General features: G+C 60.3%; 15 protein-coding genes and 1 pseudogene. 5 read left to right on the forward strand and 11 right to left on the reverse strand.

Annotated features, from left to right (window positions below):
- Positions 1–13: 13 nt before the first annotated feature.
- Positions 14–619: a protocatechuate 3,4-dioxygenase subunit alpha gene (gene pcaG / locus C6382_RS07025; protein ID WP_107023792.1), complete on the reverse strand. Its 606-nt coding sequence runs from the start codon at positions 617–619 to the stop codon at positions 14–16.
- Between the two features lie 10 nt (positions 620–629).
- Positions 630–1,349 (reverse strand): protocatechuate 3,4-dioxygenase subunit beta, encoded by a 720-nt coding sequence (gene pcaH, locus C6382_RS07030; RefSeq protein WP_107023793.1) that lies wholly within the window; start codon positions 1,347–1,349, stop codon positions 630–632.
- Between the two features lie 199 nt (positions 1,350–1,548).
- Here pcaH and C6382_RS07035 point away from each other — a divergent pair, with 199 nt between their 5' ends.
- Together C6382_RS07035 and C6382_RS07040 are read left to right on the forward strand one after the other, a co-directional pair.
- Positions 1,549–2,430 (forward strand): neutral zinc metallopeptidase, encoded by an 882-nt coding sequence (locus C6382_RS07035; RefSeq protein ID WP_107023794.1) that lies wholly within the window; start codon positions 1,549–1,551, stop codon positions 2,428–2,430.
- Positions 2,431–2,634: 204 nt separating this feature from the next.
- Complete coding sequence (locus tag C6382_RS07040; RefSeq protein ID WP_107023795.1) at positions 2,635–4,554, forward strand: methyl-accepting chemotaxis protein; 1,920 nt, start codon at positions 2,635–2,637, stop codon at positions 4,552–4,554.
- 64 nt (positions 4,555–4,618) lie between these two features.
- On the opposite strand, the gene ggt is transcribed toward C6382_RS07040, so the two are convergent.
- From ggt to C6382_RS07055, 3 genes are all read right to left on the reverse strand, one after another.
- Positions 4,619–6,286 carry a gamma-glutamyltransferase gene (ggt, locus tag C6382_RS07045; RefSeq protein WP_107023796.1) on the reverse strand — a complete coding sequence of 556 codons (1,668 nt, stop codon included), beginning with the start codon at positions 6,284–6,286 and terminating at the stop codon, positions 4,619–4,621.
- Positions 6,287–6,403: 117 nt separating this feature from the next.
- Positions 6,404–7,300, reverse strand: coding sequence for a LysR family transcriptional regulator (locus C6382_RS07050; RefSeq protein WP_107023797.1), 897 nt, complete (start codon positions 7,298–7,300; stop codon positions 6,404–6,406).
- Positions 7,301–7,367: 67 nt separating this feature from the next.
- Positions 7,368–7,958, reverse strand: a complete 591-nt coding sequence (locus C6382_RS07055) for an NAD(P)H-dependent oxidoreductase (RefSeq protein ID WP_107023798.1) — start codon at positions 7,956–7,958, stop codon at positions 7,368–7,370.
- Positions 7,959–8,156: 198 nt separating this feature from the next.
- Here C6382_RS07055 and C6382_RS07060 point away from each other — a divergent pair, with 198 nt between their 5' ends.
- Complete coding sequence (locus C6382_RS07060) at positions 8,157–8,483, forward strand: putative quinol monooxygenase (RefSeq protein WP_107023799.1); 327 nt, start codon at positions 8,157–8,159, stop codon at positions 8,481–8,483.
- Between the two features lie 100 nt (positions 8,484–8,583).
- Positions 8,584–8,928, forward strand: a complete 345-nt coding sequence (locus C6382_RS07065; RefSeq protein WP_038614945.1) for a cupin domain-containing protein — start codon at positions 8,584–8,586, stop codon at positions 8,926–8,928.
- Between the two features lie 102 nt (positions 8,929–9,030).
- Here the strand turns inward: C6382_RS07065 and mmsB are convergent, their stop codons facing one another.
- Both mmsB and C6382_RS07075 read right to left on the reverse strand, forming a co-directional pair.
- Positions 9,031–9,918 carry a 3-hydroxyisobutyrate dehydrogenase gene (gene mmsB, locus C6382_RS07070; RefSeq protein ID WP_107023800.1) on the reverse strand — a complete coding sequence of 296 codons (888 nt, stop codon included), beginning with the start codon at positions 9,916–9,918 and terminating at the stop codon, positions 9,031–9,033.
- Positions 9,919–9,928: 10 nt separating this feature from the next.
- The gene (locus tag C6382_RS07075; protein WP_107023801.1) at positions 9,929–11,455 is read right to left on the reverse strand and encodes a CoA-acylating methylmalonate-semialdehyde dehydrogenase; all 1,527 of its coding nucleotides are present in this window, start codon (positions 11,453–11,455) and stop codon (positions 9,929–9,931) included.
- Positions 11,456–11,592: 137 nt separating this feature from the next.
- Between C6382_RS07075 and C6382_RS07080 the strand changes: the two genes are divergently transcribed.
- Positions 11,593–12,543 (forward strand): LysR family transcriptional regulator, encoded by a 951-nt coding sequence (locus tag C6382_RS07080; RefSeq protein WP_107023802.1) that lies wholly within the window; start codon positions 11,593–11,595, stop codon positions 12,541–12,543.
- A gap of 54 nt (positions 12,544–12,597) precedes the next feature.
- Here C6382_RS07080 and C6382_RS07085 read toward each other — a convergent pair whose 3' ends face one another.
- The 4 genes and pseudogenes from C6382_RS07085 to C6382_RS07100 form a co-directional block, all read right to left on the reverse strand.
- Positions 12,598–13,047 (reverse strand): DUF2846 domain-containing protein, encoded by a 450-nt coding sequence (locus C6382_RS07085; RefSeq protein WP_107023803.1) that lies wholly within the window; start codon positions 13,045–13,047, stop codon positions 12,598–12,600.
- Between the two features lie 117 nt (positions 13,048–13,164).
- Positions 13,165–13,614 (reverse strand): OmpA family protein, encoded by a 450-nt coding sequence (locus tag C6382_RS07090; RefSeq protein ID WP_107023816.1) that lies wholly within the window; start codon positions 13,612–13,614, stop codon positions 13,165–13,167.
- A 54-nt stretch (positions 13,615–13,668) separates the two neighbouring features.
- Positions 13,669–14,940, reverse strand: coding sequence for a diguanylate cyclase domain-containing protein (locus C6382_RS07095; protein ID WP_107023804.1), 1,272 nt, complete (start codon positions 14,938–14,940; stop codon positions 13,669–13,671).
- Positions 14,937–15,513: pseudogene (locus C6382_RS07100) on the reverse strand (YfiR family protein). The gene C6382_RS07095 and the pseudogene C6382_RS07100 overlap by 4 nt, the downstream one beginning before the upstream one ends.
- Positions 15,514–15,596 lie beyond the last annotated feature (83 nt).

The following is a 15,596-nucleotide window of genomic DNA, read 5'->3' on the forward strand; positions in this document are numbered from 1 at the left end:
GCGCCAGCAAAAATCAGAAATCGAAGAACACCGTCTCACCCTCACCCTGAATGCGGATGTCAAAGCGATACGCCAACTTGCCATCCACCTCACAGCGGGTCGCCACCAGGGTCTCGCGCCGCTGCGGCTGCTCAATCAAATTAAGCACCGGACACTGGGTGTTGGCCTGGGCCTCATCATCGAAGTACAGACGCGTCTGCAGATGGATGTTGATCCCCCGGGCAAACAGGCTGACGTTGATGTGCGGCGCCATCGGCACACCCGCAGCATTGCGCACCACACCTGGCTTGACGGTGTGCAGGGTCCACTCACCCCCATCGAACGTGGTGGCAGTACGACCGAAGCTGTTGAACGGTCGCTCCAGGTTGAAATCGCCTTGGTACTGACCGTTGTGGTCGGCCTGCCAGAACTCAAGGAACGAATCCCTGACCAGATGACCGTTACCGTCATAAACGTTGCCGAACACCAGGATATGTTCACCCGGCGCATCGGCCCGGGCCATGTGGTTCCAGATCTCCTGGTCGCGGGTCGGATTGCCGGCGGCCTCCAGGGCCAAGCCGATGTGCACATACGGTCCGGCAGTCTGCGAAGGGGTTTCCGGCAGCAATTGAATGGGCATGGTCACCTCCTCAGCAGTTTTCGAAGTGGGTTTTGCGCTGGCCGCGCAGGACGATGTCGAAGCGGTAGGCCAGACAATCCATCGGGTTGGCGTTGCTCATGTCCAGCCGTGCGATCAGGCTCTGCACTGCCTCAGGGTTGGCAATCGACTTGACGATCGGGCACATCGGGATCAACGGATCACCTTCGAAATACAGCTGGGTGATCAAGCGGGTGGCAATCGACGGACCGCTGATCGACACATGGATATGCGCCGGGCGCCAGTCGTTGGGGCCATTGCGCCAAGGGTATGGGCCCGGCTTGATGGTACGGAAGCTGTAGTAACCCTCGCTGTCGGTCAAGGCGCGGCCGACGCCTCCGAAGTTGGGGTCCAGCGGCGCCAGGTAGCGGTCGTTCTTGTGACGATAACGGCCACCGGCGTTGGCCTGCCAGATTTCAACCAAGGTATGCGGGATCGGTTTGCCGTACTGGTCGCAGACGCGGCCAGCAACAATGATCCGCTCGCCGATGGGCAGCCCGCCGTTGTTGAAGTTGAGCAGCAGGTCATGGTCATGCTGGCCGAACCTCAAGTGAGAAAAGTCCGGTCCAGTGCTTTCGCTGATCGACTGCGGAATACTCACCAGCGCCTGACGCGGCGAACGGGCAATGGAGGTTTTGTAATCCGGAGTAAGGGCCTTCGGGTGCCAGTTGCGATCACGGATAGCGAAGCGACTATTGTCTTGCGCAGACATGCCGTTCTCCTGTCTTGGAATTATTGGAGCGCCTGGACGTGGCAGGCGAGCTTGCAGTTTCCGGCATGTACGTTCTGGAGAACATTGAAAATAACCCAGGCAAACATAACCAAATGGTTATGCAACTACCAGGGATCTGACATTGCGACGCTCAGTGAACTAATCTTTGAGCTCATGTTTCCAAGCTCGGAGAGCACTCATGCAATGGCGAAAAGGCAGGCGTAGCGACAATGTGGTCGATGCCCGTGGCGAGGGTGGTGGCGGCATGCGCTTCGGCGGTGGCAAGGGCCTGAGCATCGGTGCGATTCTGTTGATCGTCGGCATCGGCTGGATGACCGGCCAGGACCCTTTGCAGATCCTTGGGCAATTAACCGGGCAGATGGGCCAACAGAGTGCACCGGTCAGCACCGGTACCGGCAAGGCCCCGCCCGCCAATGATGAGCAGGCCGAATTCGTCGCCTCGATCCTCGGCGACACCGAAGACACCTGGCGGGCGATCTTCGCCCAGGCCGGGCGCCAGTATAAAGACCCGACCCTGACCCTGTTCAGCGGCCAGATCAACTCGGCCTGCGGCTTTGCCTCCTCGGCAGTCGGGCCGTTTTATTGCCCCGCTGACCAGAAGGTCTACCTGGACATGAGCTTCTTCCGCGAGATGGAGCAGCGCTTCGCGGCTGCCGGCGATTTCGCTCAAGCCTACGTCATCGCTCACGAAGTCGGTCACCATGTGCAGACCCTGCTGGGCGTGTCGGCCAAGGTCCAGGCTGCGCGTCAGCGGGGTGAGCGGATGGAAGGCGATAATGGCCTGCTGGTGCGTCAGGAACTGCAAGCCGATTGCCTGGCCGGCGTCTGGGCGTACCAGGCTCAACAGCGCCTGAACTGGCTCGAACCCGGCGACATCGAAGAAGCCCTGAACGCCGCCAATGCCATTGGCGACGACCGCCTGCAACAGCAGGGCCAGGGTCGAGTGGTACCGGACTCGTTCACCCACGGCACCTCGCAGCAGCGTGTGCGCTGGTTCAAGACCGGCTTTGCCAAGGGCGACATCAATCAGTGCGATACCTTCACCGTCCGCTCGCTATAACCCTTCACCACTGATCCGCAGCAGCCCTTGCCGACTGCTGCGGACAAATCCGGTTACGACCACTGAGCATTTTTGCTGAAAAAGCGTTTCAGCTCCGGCGCAAGCCGCCGATAAACCCTGCTCAGATGATCGGCTGGCCATCAAAAACAACAACAACCTTCCAGCGATATGGATCAAGAAGCACAACGTTCCTGGAGGGATTGCATGAATAGCTGGTTTGCCAACATCAGTGTCAACCTGAAACTCGGCCTGGGCTTCGGCCTGGTGCTGCTGCTCACCAGCCTGCTGGCCCTGACCGGCTGGAACAGCATGGGTGGGCTGATCGACCGCAGCAACTGGATGAGCGACATCACCCAGCTCAACAGTGACCTGACCAACCTGCGCATCACCCGCCTGCAGTACATGCTGACCAACGGCGACGATGCCGCCGCGGGCAATGTCCAGGTCAAGTTGAATGCCTTCAGTGAACAGCAGCAAAAACTGCTGAAAAGCTTCAAGAGCCCGGAAAACGTCAAGTTGCTTCAGGAACTGGGCCAGACCATCAGCGAGTATCAGGTCTCGATCAACAAGATGCGTGCCGGCTACAAAAGCAGTCTTGCCGCGCGGGATGCCATGACCCTGGCCGCTTCGCGCGCCATCGAGCTGATCGAGGCGATCAACCGCGATATTCTTGCCCTGTCTGAAGGTGACAGCAGCCGCCTGGAGCAATTCCGTACCATCACCCAGGCCAAGGAACAGCTGTTCCAGGTACGCCTGGCCGTGCGCAGCTACATTGCTGACATCAGCAGCGAAACCGAACAGCTGGCACTGCGTCAGCTCGATAGTGCCCTGGCCGAGATTACCAGCCTGAACCGCCAGATGCCGAACGAAGCCGCACGCATCCAGCAGTTCGAAAGCGCAGTGCTGGCCTACCGTGATGCCGTGCGTCTGTTCCGCGATGCCACCGCCGATGTTGCCGTCGCTCGCCAGGAAATGACCGTACAAGGCGCCACCATCGTCAAAATCAGCGATGCGCTGTACAAGATCCAGCTCGAACGCCGTGACAGCGAAAGTGCCCAGGCCCGAACCCTGCAGCTCACCGCGACCCTGCTGGCCTTGCTGGTCGGCGTGCTGGCCGCCGTGATCATCACCCGCCAGATCACCCGGCCACTGCGCGAAACCCTGGCCGTGGTGGAAAAAATCGCCGCCGGCGACCTCACCCACAACCTGCGCGTTACCCGTCGCGACGAACTGGGCGTGTTGCAACAAGGCATTCAGCGTATGGGCTCGACCCTGCGTGACCTGATCAGCGGCATCCGCGATGGCGTCACCCAGATCGCCAGCGCTGCCGAAGAGTTGTCGGCCGTGACCGAGGAAACCAGCGCCGGGGTCAACAGCCAGAAAGTCGAGACCGATCAGGTCGCCACCGCCATGCACGAAATGGCCGCCACCGTGCAGGAAGTTGCGCGTAACGCCGAACATGCTTCGTCTGCCGCCACCGACGCCGATGCGCAAGCGCGTGCCGGTGATCAGGTAGTTGCCGAGGCGATCAGCCAGATCGAACGCCTGGCCGAAGAAGTGCACCGCTCCACCGAAGCCATGGGCCTACTGCAGCAGGAAAGCCAGAAGATCGGTAGCGTCATGGACGTGATCAAGTCGGTGGCCGAACAGACCAACCTGCTAGCGCTCAACGCCGCCATCGAAGCCGCTCGTGCCGGTGAAGCCGGACGTGGTTTTGCCGTGGTTGCTGACGAAGTTCGCGGCCTGGCCCAGCGCACGCAGAAGTCCACCGAAGAGATCGAAGAGCTGGTCGCCGGCCTGCAGAGCGGTACTCAGCAAGTGGCCAATGTAATGCTCGGCAGCCGCAACCTGACCGACAGCAGCGTCGAACTGACCCGCAAGGCCGGTGCCTCGCTGGAAAGCATCACTCGCACGGTGTCGAACATTCAGTCGATGAACCAGCAGATCGCCGCGGCAGCCGAACAGCAAAGTGCGGTGGCCGAGCAGATCAGCCGCAGCATCATCAACGTGCGCGATGTGTCGGAACAGACGGCGGCGGCCAGTGATGAAACCGCAGCGTCCAGTGTTGAACTGGCGCGTTTGGGTAATCAGTTGCAGACCATGGTCAGCCACTTCCGCGTCTAAAAGCATCGCGGGGCAAGCCCGCTCCCACTGTGGGAGCGGGCTTGCCCCGCGATCAGTTCAGCACTTACTTAACGATGTGCCCAACACCCCGCCCACGCGGATCAGAAGCGGTCTCCAGCGCCGTACCGTTAACCCGGATCGCCTGGATATCGCCCATCTCCCAACCCTGATCTTCCAGGGTGTAACCCATCTTCTTCAGCTCCTCCGCCACCTTGCCGGTCAATGGTGCATAAGCGTCAAAGTAGATGGTGTCCTTAGGCAGCAACTGGTGATGCACGCGCTGCGCCGCCACGGCTTTCTCCAGCGGCAGGTTGTAGTCATACAGGTTGTTCAGCACCTGGAAGATCGAAGTGAAGATCCGCGAACCACCCGGTGTACCCAGCACCAGAGTGACCTGGCCATCACGGGTCACCAAAGTCGGCGCCATGGACGAGAGCATGCGCTTGCCCGGCTCAATGGCGTTGGCGTCGCCGCCGACTACGCCGAAGGCATTGGCCACACCCGGCTTGGAGCTGAAGTCGTCCATCTCGTCGTTGAGCAGGAAGCCTGCGCCTTTAACCACTACCCCACTGCCGTAATCCCAGTTCAGGGTATAGGTATTGCTGACCGCGTTACCCTGTCTGTCGACGATGGAGAAGTGCGTGGTCTGATGTGGCTCCAGGCCCGGACGGACTTTCTCTGTTTCTGAGATGGCGCTCGGATTGACCTCTTGGGCACGCTTGGCGATGTAGTCTTTGGCGATCAACTTATCCACCGGCACCTTGGAAAAATTCGGGTCGCCCAGGTAGTCAGCACGGTCAGCGAACACTCGCTTCTCGATTTCCGCCAGCAGGTGAATATAGCGCGCCGAGTTCAGCTCGACCCCCTTGAAGTCGGCCGCACGGTTTTCCTTGATGCCCAACAGTTGCGCCAGGGCGACCCCGCCAGAGCTTGGCAGCGGCGCGGTGTAGACCATATTGCCGCGCCACTCGATACCCATCGGCTCACGCCATAGCGCTTTGTAATCCTTGAGGTCGTCTTTGCTGATCAGGCCCTTGTCAGCCTGCATCTGCGCGACCAGCAGGTCGGCGGTCTTGCCCTGGTAGAACTCGCTGACGCCTTTGTCGGCAATGCGCTCCAGGGTCTGCGCCAGCTCAGGCTGCTTGAAGGTCTCGCCGACTTTCATGCTACCGAAGTAGTCGTTGAAATTGGTGCTGTCCTTGAACAGGCCCAGAGCATCTTCGCGGTACTGATACTGCTTGGCTGCGATCTTGAAACCGTTCCTGGCATAGCCCACTGCCGGGGTGATCAACTCAGCCCAAGGCAGTTTGCCAAACTTCTGATGCGCCTCCCACAAGCCCATCACCGTACCCGGCACACCCGCGGCGCGGGCACCGACCAGGCTCAGGTTCTCGATGATCTCGCCCTTTTCATCCAGGTACATGTTGCGGCTGGCAGCCTTGGGCGCCACTTCGCGGTAGTCGAGGAAGTAGGGTTTGCCGTCCATGTACAAGGTCATGAAACCGCCGCCGCCGATGTTGCCAGCTTCGGGGTAGGTCACAGCCAGGGTGAAGGCGGTGGCGACAGCGGCGTCTACCGCGTTACCGCCTTTCTTGAGAACTTCTGCGGCCACCTGTGCACCATATTGATCGGGTGCGGCCACCGCGCCACCTTCCAACGTCACAGCGTAAGCCGATGAACTGGCGAGTATCGCGGCACTCAGGCCCAGGGTTCGGAACATCACAACGCGCATGAGAGCTTCCTTGGTGTTGTTTTCGTTGAACAGCCATTAAGGCTGATGTCAGAAAACTAATCAAACACCACAGGAAAAATCGCCGCTCCCAGGAAGGTTTTGTCGTACTGGGAGCGATCAGCAGGCGTAGATCGCCAGTTTGTGCTGGATGAAATCGAGGAAGCACTGAATGCGCAGGGCCAGCTGCGAGTTGCGGTAGTACACCGCGTTGATTGGTTGGCGATAGCCACTGTTGTGCTCTGGCAAAACCACCTGCAAACGACCGGTGCGTATATCTTCATGGGTCATGAAGTGCGACAGGCAGGCGATGCCCTCACCAGCCAGGGCCAGCTCGCGCAAGGTTTCACCGCTGGAAGCCGACAGACTCGGGCTGATCAGCAAGCGATCACCCTCGACATGACGCAACGGCCAATGGTTGAGGGTTTCGGTCTGGGTAAAACCGAGCAGCGAATGCGCCTGCAAGTCTTCAACTCGTTCCGGTGTGCCATGGCGCGCCAGGTACTCAGGACTGGCCAGCACACTCAATGGACTGCAGCCGAGGGAACGGGCATGCAGACTGGAGTCAGCCAGCTCGCCGATGCGGATGGCGACATCGGTGCTCTGCTCGATCAGATCAATGATCAGGTCACTGGTGTTGAGCTCAAGCTGGATCTGCGGATACAACGCACGAAACTCGCCGACCCAGGGCACGATGGCATGCAGCATGAACGGCAAGGCGGCGTTGATGCGCAGGCGCCCGGAAGGCGTCTGGTGATGTACCGACAGGTGCTCTTCAAGCTCATCCATCTGCTGCAAGATCAACTTGGCCCGTTCGAAAAAGAATCGTCCTTCTTCGGTCAGGTCCATGCGCCGGGTCGTACGGTTGATCAGCGTCGTACCGAGCTTGGCCTCCAGACGCGACAAGGTCCGGCTGATCGCCGAAGGCGTCTGCCCGCCCTGTTCGGCGGCTGCGGAAATCGAGCCGCACTCGATCACCGAGACGAACACCTGCAATTCATCGGACCTGGCTTTCACGACTGTACCCCGGGGTGAGCAACAGCCGTGATAGATAGCCGCTTGGCGCGGCCAGCGCAAGGTTTCATCAGGCCTGAGTCTGTAAAACCCGGGCCAGGTGTTGCTCGTAGGCAGCCACTGCGGCTTCGACGTTCGGGCGCTTCATCACATCCACCGCCAGGTAGGTGGGCAAACCGCTCATGCCGAGGAACTGGTTGGCCTTGTGGAACGGGAAGTACACCGCATCCACACCTTTGCCTTCGAAGAAATCGCTCGGGTCATCAAACGCCTGCTGCGGCGCGTTCCAGGTCAGCGACAGCATGTATTGCTTGCCGTGGATCAGACCGCCGCTGCCGTACTTCTGTGAAGCATCGGAACGTGTGCGCCCGTCATTGGCGTAAAGGCTGCCGTGACCGGCGGTGAAGACTTCATCCAGGTACTGCTTGACCGTCCACGGAGCGCCCATCCACCAGCCTGGCATCTGATAGATGATCACGTCGGCCCAGAGGAACTTCTGCACTTCTTCAGCGTTGTCGTAACCGCCGTCGATGTAGGTGGTCTTGATGTCGAAACCGGCGCGGTCGAGAAATGCCAGGGCGGCCTCGTGCAGGGTCTCGTTCAGGCGGCCATCGGAGTGGGCGAATTTTTTACCGCCATTGAGCAACAGGACTTTTTTCATCACTTGCCTCATCTGTCGTTCGATCCGCTGCGCTGTCTGTGGCGGCTTGGGATCGGTTGAATTTGGATGGCGGCAGATTAGGGGATGCACAAGGCTGGAAAAACCGTCGGCCAGACAAAATACTTTTGACTGAAAAGCACGAATCACATCTACATTATTGAAATAAAATCAGGTCCTCCCCCACCAGAGGTCGACCTCATGAGCGAACCCTACGGCTTCATTCTCAAAGCCAAAACCCGCCCGGAACAAGCCGAAGCCTTCGAAGCCCTGTTCCGCGCCTATGTCGAACCAAGCCGCGCCGAACCTGGCTGCATCGAGTACCACATGCTGCGCGACAAGGAAGATCCGAGCCTGTTCGTGTTCTACGAGATCTGGGCCAGCAAGGCCGCGTTGAACGTGCACTCGGCCCTGCCGCACATGCAAGCGTTCTTCGAAAAGCGCATGGACTACCTGGAGCGCGATTTCGACATTCAACTGATCGAAATGCTCAGCCCGTCTTCGGCTAGCCATTGGCGCGATATCTGAGTAAGGCGCAGATCGAGCGCTCGACGTCGACCCCAGACAACTCCCCCGGTTAGATCAGACCTATGGTGACGGACCTCTCATAAGATCATCTGGAGCTGACATGTCCGACTTCATCACCGTTCTGCGCGACACCTGCCCTACCCCCGTGCTGAATGCGACCAAGTGGAAACGCATTGGCGGCGACCCGCACACGGTGAACCTCAATGCCTACCTGTCCGAGGATGGCAGCAAGATCATGGGCACCTGGATCTGCACCCCGGGCAAGTTCGAAGTGAATTACGAGAAGTGGGAGTACTGCCATTTCCTCGACGGCTACTGCGTGATCACCCCTGAAGGTGAGCAGCCGGTGCATCTGAAAGCGGGTGACGTGTTCGTCATCGAACCGGGGATGAAAGGCACCTGGGAGGTGGTGGAGACCGTGCGTAAATACTTCGTTTTTGCCTGACGACGTCAGGGCTGCTGCGCAGCCCATCGCTGGCAAGGCCAGCTCCTACAGAATCAAGTGTGCGCAGTACCTGTAGGAGCCAGCCTTGCTGGCGATGCACTTTTACTCGGGCTTGCGATAGCCTTCGACAATCGCCGAGAAATCTTTACCGCCGTCACCGCGCAGGCTCATGGCCTGATACAGCTGTTGCGCCACGGCACCGAGGATTACCGGCTGGTGCGCCTGGCGCGCCGCCTCGGTTGCCAGGCCCAGGTCCTTGAGCATCAGTTCGGCACCAAAGCCGCCGGTGTAGCCTCGCGAGGCCGGAGCGGTTTCGATGATGCCCGGCCACGGGTTGTAGGTGTCCGAACTCCAGCAACGCCCGGTGGAGCTGTTGATGATGCCCGCCAGCACTTTGGTGTCGATGCCCAGGGCATTGCCCAGGGCCATGGCTTCCGACACGCCAATCATCGAGATGCCCAGCAACAGGTTGTTGCAGATCTTGGCGATCTGCCCGGTGCCCACCGCACCGCAATGCACAATGTTGCGGCCCATCTGCGCCAGCACTGGCTGCAGCGTGGCGAACAGTTCATCGCTGGCGCCGACCATGAAAGTCAGGGTGCCCGCCGCCGCACCACCGGTGCCACCGGACACCGGCGCATCGGCCAGGTCCACGCCCTGCTTCGCTGCGGCCGCCGAGACATCACGGGCGGTCTGCGGATCAATCGTGCTGCAGTCGACCACTGGCGTACCGGCACGAACACCGGCCAGTACACCGTCTTCGTTCAGGTACACACCCCGCACATGAGCGGCGGCTGGCAGCATAGTGATGACCATGTCGCTGTGCTGCGCGGCATCGCGCGGCGAACTGCTGATCGTCCCACCGAGCTCGGCAAGCTCGGCCAGTACGGTCTTGTTCAGGTCGAACAGCTGCAGTTGATGCCCGGCCTTGATCAGGTTGCGCGCCATCGGCGCGCCCATGTTGCCCAGACCGATAAATGCAATACGCATGATGAGCTCCTTAGCGCAGGCTGATGGTGGTGTTCACACCGTCGTTGACGCTGTCATCATCAAACCAGCGGCTGGTGACAGTCTTGGTCTGAGTGTAGAACTGCACCACTTGCTTGCCGTACGGGCCCAGGTCGCCGAGCTTGGAGCCGCGGGAACCGGTGAAGCTGAAGAACGGAACCGGTACCGGAATCGGAATGTTGATACCGACCTGACCGACGTCGATTTCGTTCTGGAACTTGCGCGCTGCGGCGCCACTCTGGGTAAACAGGCCGGTGCCGTTACCGAAGGGGTTGCGGTTGACCAGGGCGATGGCCTCGTCGAACGTGTCGACTTCCAGCACCACCAACACCGGGCCGAAGATTTCCTGGGTGTAGATCTGCATGTCGGTGGTCACCCCGGAGAACAGGGTCGGGCCGACGAAGTTGCCTTGCTCGTAGCCTGGCACGCTTACATCACGACCATCGAGTTCAAGCTTGGCGCCTTCCTTGATCCCGCTTTCGATCAGGCCCAGCACACGTTCCTTGGCGCGTTTGGAAATCAGCGGGCCGACATCGGTGCCTGGCTCATTACCGGCATTGACCTTGAGGTTCGCCGCCAGTTCTTTCAGCTCCGGCAACCACTCACGGGCCTTGCCCACCAGTACCGCCACCGAGGTGGCCATGCAACGCTGACCGGCCGCGCCGAAGCCGGCACCGACCAGGGCATTGAGGGTCTGGGTACGGTTGGCATCAGGCAGCACCACCGCGTGGTTCTTCGCGCCCATCATCGACTGCACACGCTTGCCGTGCTGGCCGGCGAGGTTGTAGACATGGGTACCGACTTCAGTGGAACCGACAAAGGAAATTGCCTTGATGTCCGGGTGCGTGCACAAGGCATCGACCACCTGCTTGCCGCCGTGTACCACGTTCAGTACGCCGGCCGGCACACCGGCTTCCAGCGCCAGCTCCACCAGCATCATGGTCGACAGCGGATCCTGTTCGGACGGCTTGAGGACGAAGGTATTGCCGCAGACGATAGCCATCGGGAACATCCACAGCGGGATCATCGCCGGGAAGTTGAACGGGGTGATACCGGCGCAGACCCCGATAGGTTGGCGCAGGGTGTAGGTATCGACACCACTGGCGACGTTCTCGGCGAACTCGCCCATCTTCAGGCTACCGATGCTGCAGGCGTGCTCGACTACTTCCAGGCCGCGGAAGATATCGCCTTCGGCGTCGGCAATGGTCTTGCCCTGCTCGGCGCTGAGGACCACGGCGATGCGTTTGGAGTGTTCACGGATCAAGGCTTGCAGCTTGAGCATGATGCGCATGCGCGCGCCGATCGGGGTGTCGCGCCAGGTTTGGAAGGCACGTTGGCCGGCGGCGATAGCAGCGTCGACTTCTTCGGCGGTGGCGAACGGCACGCGGGCGAGTACTTCTTGTGTGGCCGGGTTGACCACGTCGCGCCATTCGCTGGTTTTCGATTCGACCCACTGGCCGTCGATCAGCAGCTTGACCTGCTCGACCTTGGTCTGGCCGGGAGTAAGGGATGCGTTCATGTGCGTTCTCCTGAAATTGTTGTTAGGGAGAGATCGACGTCGCCGGGGTAACCTCGACGGACGCTTGGGTCTAGGGCTTGTTTTGGAGTATAGATGTGCAAAGATCCAATAAAAACGCACATAAAAGCCGGACCAACATGCAAAAAAACATCACCTCTCTGGGCGCCTTGAACTGGGATGACCTGAAGTTCTTTCTCGAAGTGGCCCGCACCCGCAAGGCCAGCAGCGCAGCCAAACGCCTGGGGGTGGACTACACCACGGTGTCACGGCGGATCAGCTCGCTGGAGCTGGCGCTGGGTACCTTGCTGTTCGAAAAGTCGCGGACCAACGGTTTTATCCTGACCGCCGAAGGCCAGCGCCTGCTCAGTTACGCCGAATCGATCGAAAGCACCCTGCACATGGCCTGCGAGCAGGTTTCAGGCTCCGGCGTGGCGCTTTCCGGGCATGTGCGCATGGGCTGTACCGAGGGCTTTGGCAGCTTCTTCGTCACGCCGCAGCTGAGCCACTTCGTCGATGCCTATCCGGCCATTTCCGTGGACATCCTGCCGCTGCCACACTTCATCAGCCTGTCAAAGCGCGAAGCAGACATCGTCATCGCCCTGGAGCGCCCGGAACATGGGCCGTATGTGTGCTGCAAGCTATGCGACTACCGCCTGCGCCTGTACGCCACCCAAGGCTACCTGGACAGCCACGAACCGATCACCCGCAGCAGCGACCTGGCGCGTCATCAATTCATCAGTTACGTCGACGACCTGGCCTTCAGCTCAGAGTTGCTGTACTTGGCCAATCTGATCCCGGCCGCCAGCGCCAACCTGCGCAGCACCAGCGTGATTGCCCAGTACGTCGCGGCTCAGCAGGGTCGAGGGTTGGCGATTCTGCCGTGCTTTCTGGCCGCGCAGGATCCGCGTCTGGTGGCGATTCTGCCTGAAGAGGTGGAGATTACCCGGCAGTTCTGGATGTACTGCCGCGAGGATTTGCGCAAGTTGAAGCGGATTACCCTGTTGTGGGATTACATCCGCGAGGTGACGGAGCTGAATGGCCCGTTGTTGCTGGGTGAGACGCGCACGATGGAATTTGCTCAGGACTGACAATCCCGCATCCTGCGGACGTAACCAGTACGTCCGCAGGACCGATTCAGAATTTTACCGAGAAGCAGCCAGCTCGCATTTTTGCAGATGCGCCTGACCAACCGCTTCAGGCACTTCCTCAAGGCTGGCCCCACCGACGAACACCCCCATCTTGATCGACTGACGTACGTAGTAATTCTTGCCAGCTTCAGCTACCAGGGTGATCACGTTGTCGCTGAACTCGGACTCTGTGCCAAGCGTATGGCTGCCGGGGCTGATGAGTCGGTGGAAGTAGACCCGATTCGCGGTCTCACCAATCACCTTGCCATCTACTGTGACTGTCTTCTTCAAGCCCTGCCCGGCGAAGCTATCCCGGTAAATATAGAGCCCGGCCTGGTCCGCAGGAGGTGCTGAGAAAGCCTTGAGCGCAACGTCTGCCTCTGGAGCGTCCATCGGTACGGAGGCGCATCCGGTGAGGATAGCGAAGCCAATGGCAGCACCAAACAGCTTCAAGTAGGTACGCATGGGTAGTCCTTTTGTCGAGATCGGTATCGGGTTATGGAGGACGACTCCGAGTCGCCATTGATGGCATTTTGCCATAACTCGATAATGCTATCGACCATTCACAAAGGGCTTCGCCGATCAGTCGGAAGCGACCACGATAGCCACCCGGCGGTTTTCCATGCGCCCGGCGCGGGTGTCATTGCTGGCCACCGGCTCGCGGCTGCCCAGCCCACGGGTTTCGACGTTTTCCGGGCGCATGCCAACGGCGGTCAGGACGTTGGCCACGCTCTTGGCTCGACGCAGCGACAGCTGCTCGTTATAGGCGTCCTTACCCGAGGCATCAGTATGACCATCCACCCGCACCCGCTGGATATCCACCGACAACAGCGACTTGCCGATACGCTCGACAATGCTCCGGCTCTCAGCGTTGAGCGAGTCCAGGTCGCTGCCAAACAACACCTTGCTCGACAGGCCGAACTCCCAGCCTTCGTCGGTCAAACGGAAACCTTGCTGCTGGAGCAGGGCAATCTGTTCAGCCGTCAGGCCTTTGGGCGGCACACTTTGGCAACCGCTCAGGGCCAGCAGCATCAGCGCCAGCCAGGCAAAGTGAAAGCGCAGGTATCGACTCAGGTGTGCCACGGCTCAGCTCCTGTTTTTTACTTGATGGGCAGAGCGCTCCGTCTCTGCCGTTTGCCACTGGCCACGGGTGTTGCGCTTGGCCTGATACATCGCCGTGTCGGCGGCATTCAACAAGTCGGACGGCGTCTGACCGTCATCCGGGAAGAAAGCGATGCCGACACTCAGGGAAGTGACGACGCTCTTCCCTTCTGCCAGACGAATAGGCAGACGCATGCTGGCAATGATTTTTTCAGCAATGCGTTGGGCATCTTCGCGGCTATGAAGTGGCGCCAGCAGCACGGCAAATTCATCACCGCCCAGGCGAGCCACCAGATCATTCTCGCGTAGCTGCGCACGCACGCGGGTGGCGACACTGACCAGCACATCATCGCCGGCCGAATGACCATGGCTGTCGTTGATGTCCTTGAAGTTGTCACTGTCGAGAAACAGCAGCGCCATATGCTCCTGGTATTTGCTGGCATTACGTAGCGTACGGCTGAGTCGGCCTTCGAAAAAAGCCCGATTGGGCAGACCGGTCAAACTGTCATGACTAGCCTGGTGGGCGAGGCTTTCGTTTTCGCTCTGCAGATGGCTCTGCCAGCTTTCCAGTTCGTCGAGCAGGGCATTAAAGTCATTGCCCAGCTCGTTGAGCTCGGCGATCTGTGCCTCAGGCACACGGCGGTCAAAGCTGCGCTCGCGGCGCGCGGCGTGAGCCACCGTGGCCAGGCTGCGCAACGGGCCGACGATATCGCCGAACATTCGCCGTGACAGGTACAACGCGCCGACGGCGCTGAGTACGGTACAGAGGAGGATACCAGCCAGGCCACTGAGCAGGAAGCGCACCAGGCTACCGCCCTGCCCCACCAATTCGATATGACCGACCTGCTGCCCCTGATGCAGCACCGGCATGACGATCGGCTCTGCCAACAGGCTGCGCGCCACCTGCTGTTCCATCTGTGCGAGCAAGCTGTCGTCGCTGCGTTGCCAACGGGCGAGCAGTTGGTTGTTATCGTCGAACACCTTGGCATCGGCCACCTCTTCGGTAGACGCGATCAGCGCCAAGGCCTCATTGGCCGCGCTGCTGTCATTGAAGACCACGGCAGCTTCCACGGTGTAGTTGATCGAACGGGCGATCAAGTGCAGGTTGTGATTGGCATACACGCGCAGCGCCAACACACCAAGCACGGTCAGGGCAACACCGGCCAAGCCCACCGCCAGCAAGGCCACACTCAAATGGCCACGCCCCAGCACTGCGCGCAGGGTCGGACGCTGACGCCCCCGGCCAAAGCCGATCATGGCTGTGCCGCCCGTCGCCGCGACAACTGCAGCACCGAGGGGTGGATGCGCACGCCGCTACGGGCTACCGAATCAAGGTTGACCTCGAACGCCACCTGGCGGTCGCTGACCCGCAAGCAAAAAACACTCCCCACCGTGCAAGGGTCGTCGGCTTCGCTGATGCTCAACACCGGGTGACCACTGATAGCGCTGAACAATTGACTGCGTTTGTCCGGGCTCAGTTGGCCAAGATAGAGGGCATCGCACTCATTGGCGATGTGTGGGTCACCGGCCAACAAGCGCCGCACCAGTAGCGGTCGGCCGGTGGCTTGCGTGGTGCCCTTGACCAGATCATCTGGCATACTCGGTGGGGCCGAGCAGACACAAACGCAACTGTGCCGGCTCCACCGGCCAGCGGGCGTAGCTGAGAATGCCCAAGACCACCTGAGTCACGGCAGTGGCGCGTTGCTCGGCCAGGGTCGAGGTCGTTTTGGTCTCGGCAGAGGCCAGCGCGCCGAACAACAGCGGCAACGCAGCCATCAGCGAGCGCCCCCGACGGGTCACACGTCCCGGGGTCGGGGCGGCCACTTTCATCAAGGAAATCTCTTACAACCCAGCGGGATAATGCCGCAACGATAGCACAGCGGCCGATTTCCCAGCGAGTGAGCAGGCCTCTG

Source organism: Pseudomonas sp. BBP2017, from assembly GCF_003024385.1.
Taxonomy (GTDB): Bacteria; Pseudomonadota; Gammaproteobacteria; order Pseudomonadales; family Pseudomonadaceae; genus Aquipseudomonas.

What these genes read in the sequence shown, in the direction of transcription:
- pcaG (WP_107023792.1), bottom strand. Translation starts at nt 619, where the DNA reads ATGCCCATTCAATTGCTGCCGGAAACCCCTTCGCAGACTGCCGGACCG.
- pcaH (WP_107023793.1), bottom strand. Translation starts at nt 1,349, where the DNA reads ATGTCTGCGCAAGACAATAGTCGCTTCGCTATCCGTGATCGCAACTGG.
- C6382_RS07035 (WP_107023794.1), top strand. Translation starts at nt 1,549, where the DNA reads ATGCAATGGCGAAAAGGCAGGCGTAGCGACAATGTGGTCGATGCCCGT.
- C6382_RS07040 (WP_107023795.1), top strand. Translation starts at nt 2,635, where the DNA reads ATGAATAGCTGGTTTGCCAACATCAGTGTCAACCTGAAACTCGGCCTG.
- ggt (WP_107023796.1), bottom strand. Translation starts at nt 6,286, where the DNA reads ATGCGCGTTGTGATGTTCCGAACCCTGGGCCTGAGTGCCGCGATACTC.
- C6382_RS07055 (WP_107023798.1), bottom strand. Translation starts at nt 7,958, where the DNA reads ATGAAAAAAGTCCTGTTGCTCAATGGCGGTAAAAAATTCGCCCACTCC.
- C6382_RS07060 (WP_107023799.1), top strand. Translation starts at nt 8,157, where the DNA reads ATGAGCGAACCCTACGGCTTCATTCTCAAAGCCAAAACCCGCCCGGAA.
- C6382_RS07065 (WP_038614945.1), top strand. Translation starts at nt 8,584, where the DNA reads ATGTCCGACTTCATCACCGTTCTGCGCGACACCTGCCCTACCCCCGTG.
- mmsB (WP_107023800.1), bottom strand. Translation starts at nt 9,918, where the DNA reads ATGCGTATTGCATTTATCGGTCTGGGCAACATGGGCGCGCCGATGGCG.
- C6382_RS07075 (WP_107023801.1), bottom strand. Translation starts at nt 11,455, where the DNA reads ATGAACGCATCCCTTACTCCCGGCCAGACCAAGGTCGAGCAGGTCAAG.
- C6382_RS07080 (WP_107023802.1), top strand. Translation starts at nt 11,593, where the DNA reads ATGCAAAAAAACATCACCTCTCTGGGCGCCTTGAACTGGGATGACCTG.
- C6382_RS07085 (WP_107023803.1), bottom strand. Translation starts at nt 13,047, where the DNA reads ATGCGTACCTACTTGAAGCTGTTTGGTGCTGCCATTGGCTTCGCTATC.
- C6382_RS07090 (WP_107023816.1), bottom strand. Translation starts at nt 13,614, where the DNA reads ATGCTGCTGGCCCTGAGCGGTTGCCAAAGTGTGCCGCCCAAAGGCCTG.
- C6382_RS07095 (WP_107023804.1), bottom strand. Translation starts at nt 14,940, where the DNA reads ATGATCGGCTTTGGCCGGGGGCGTCAGCGTCCGACCCTGCGCGCAGTG.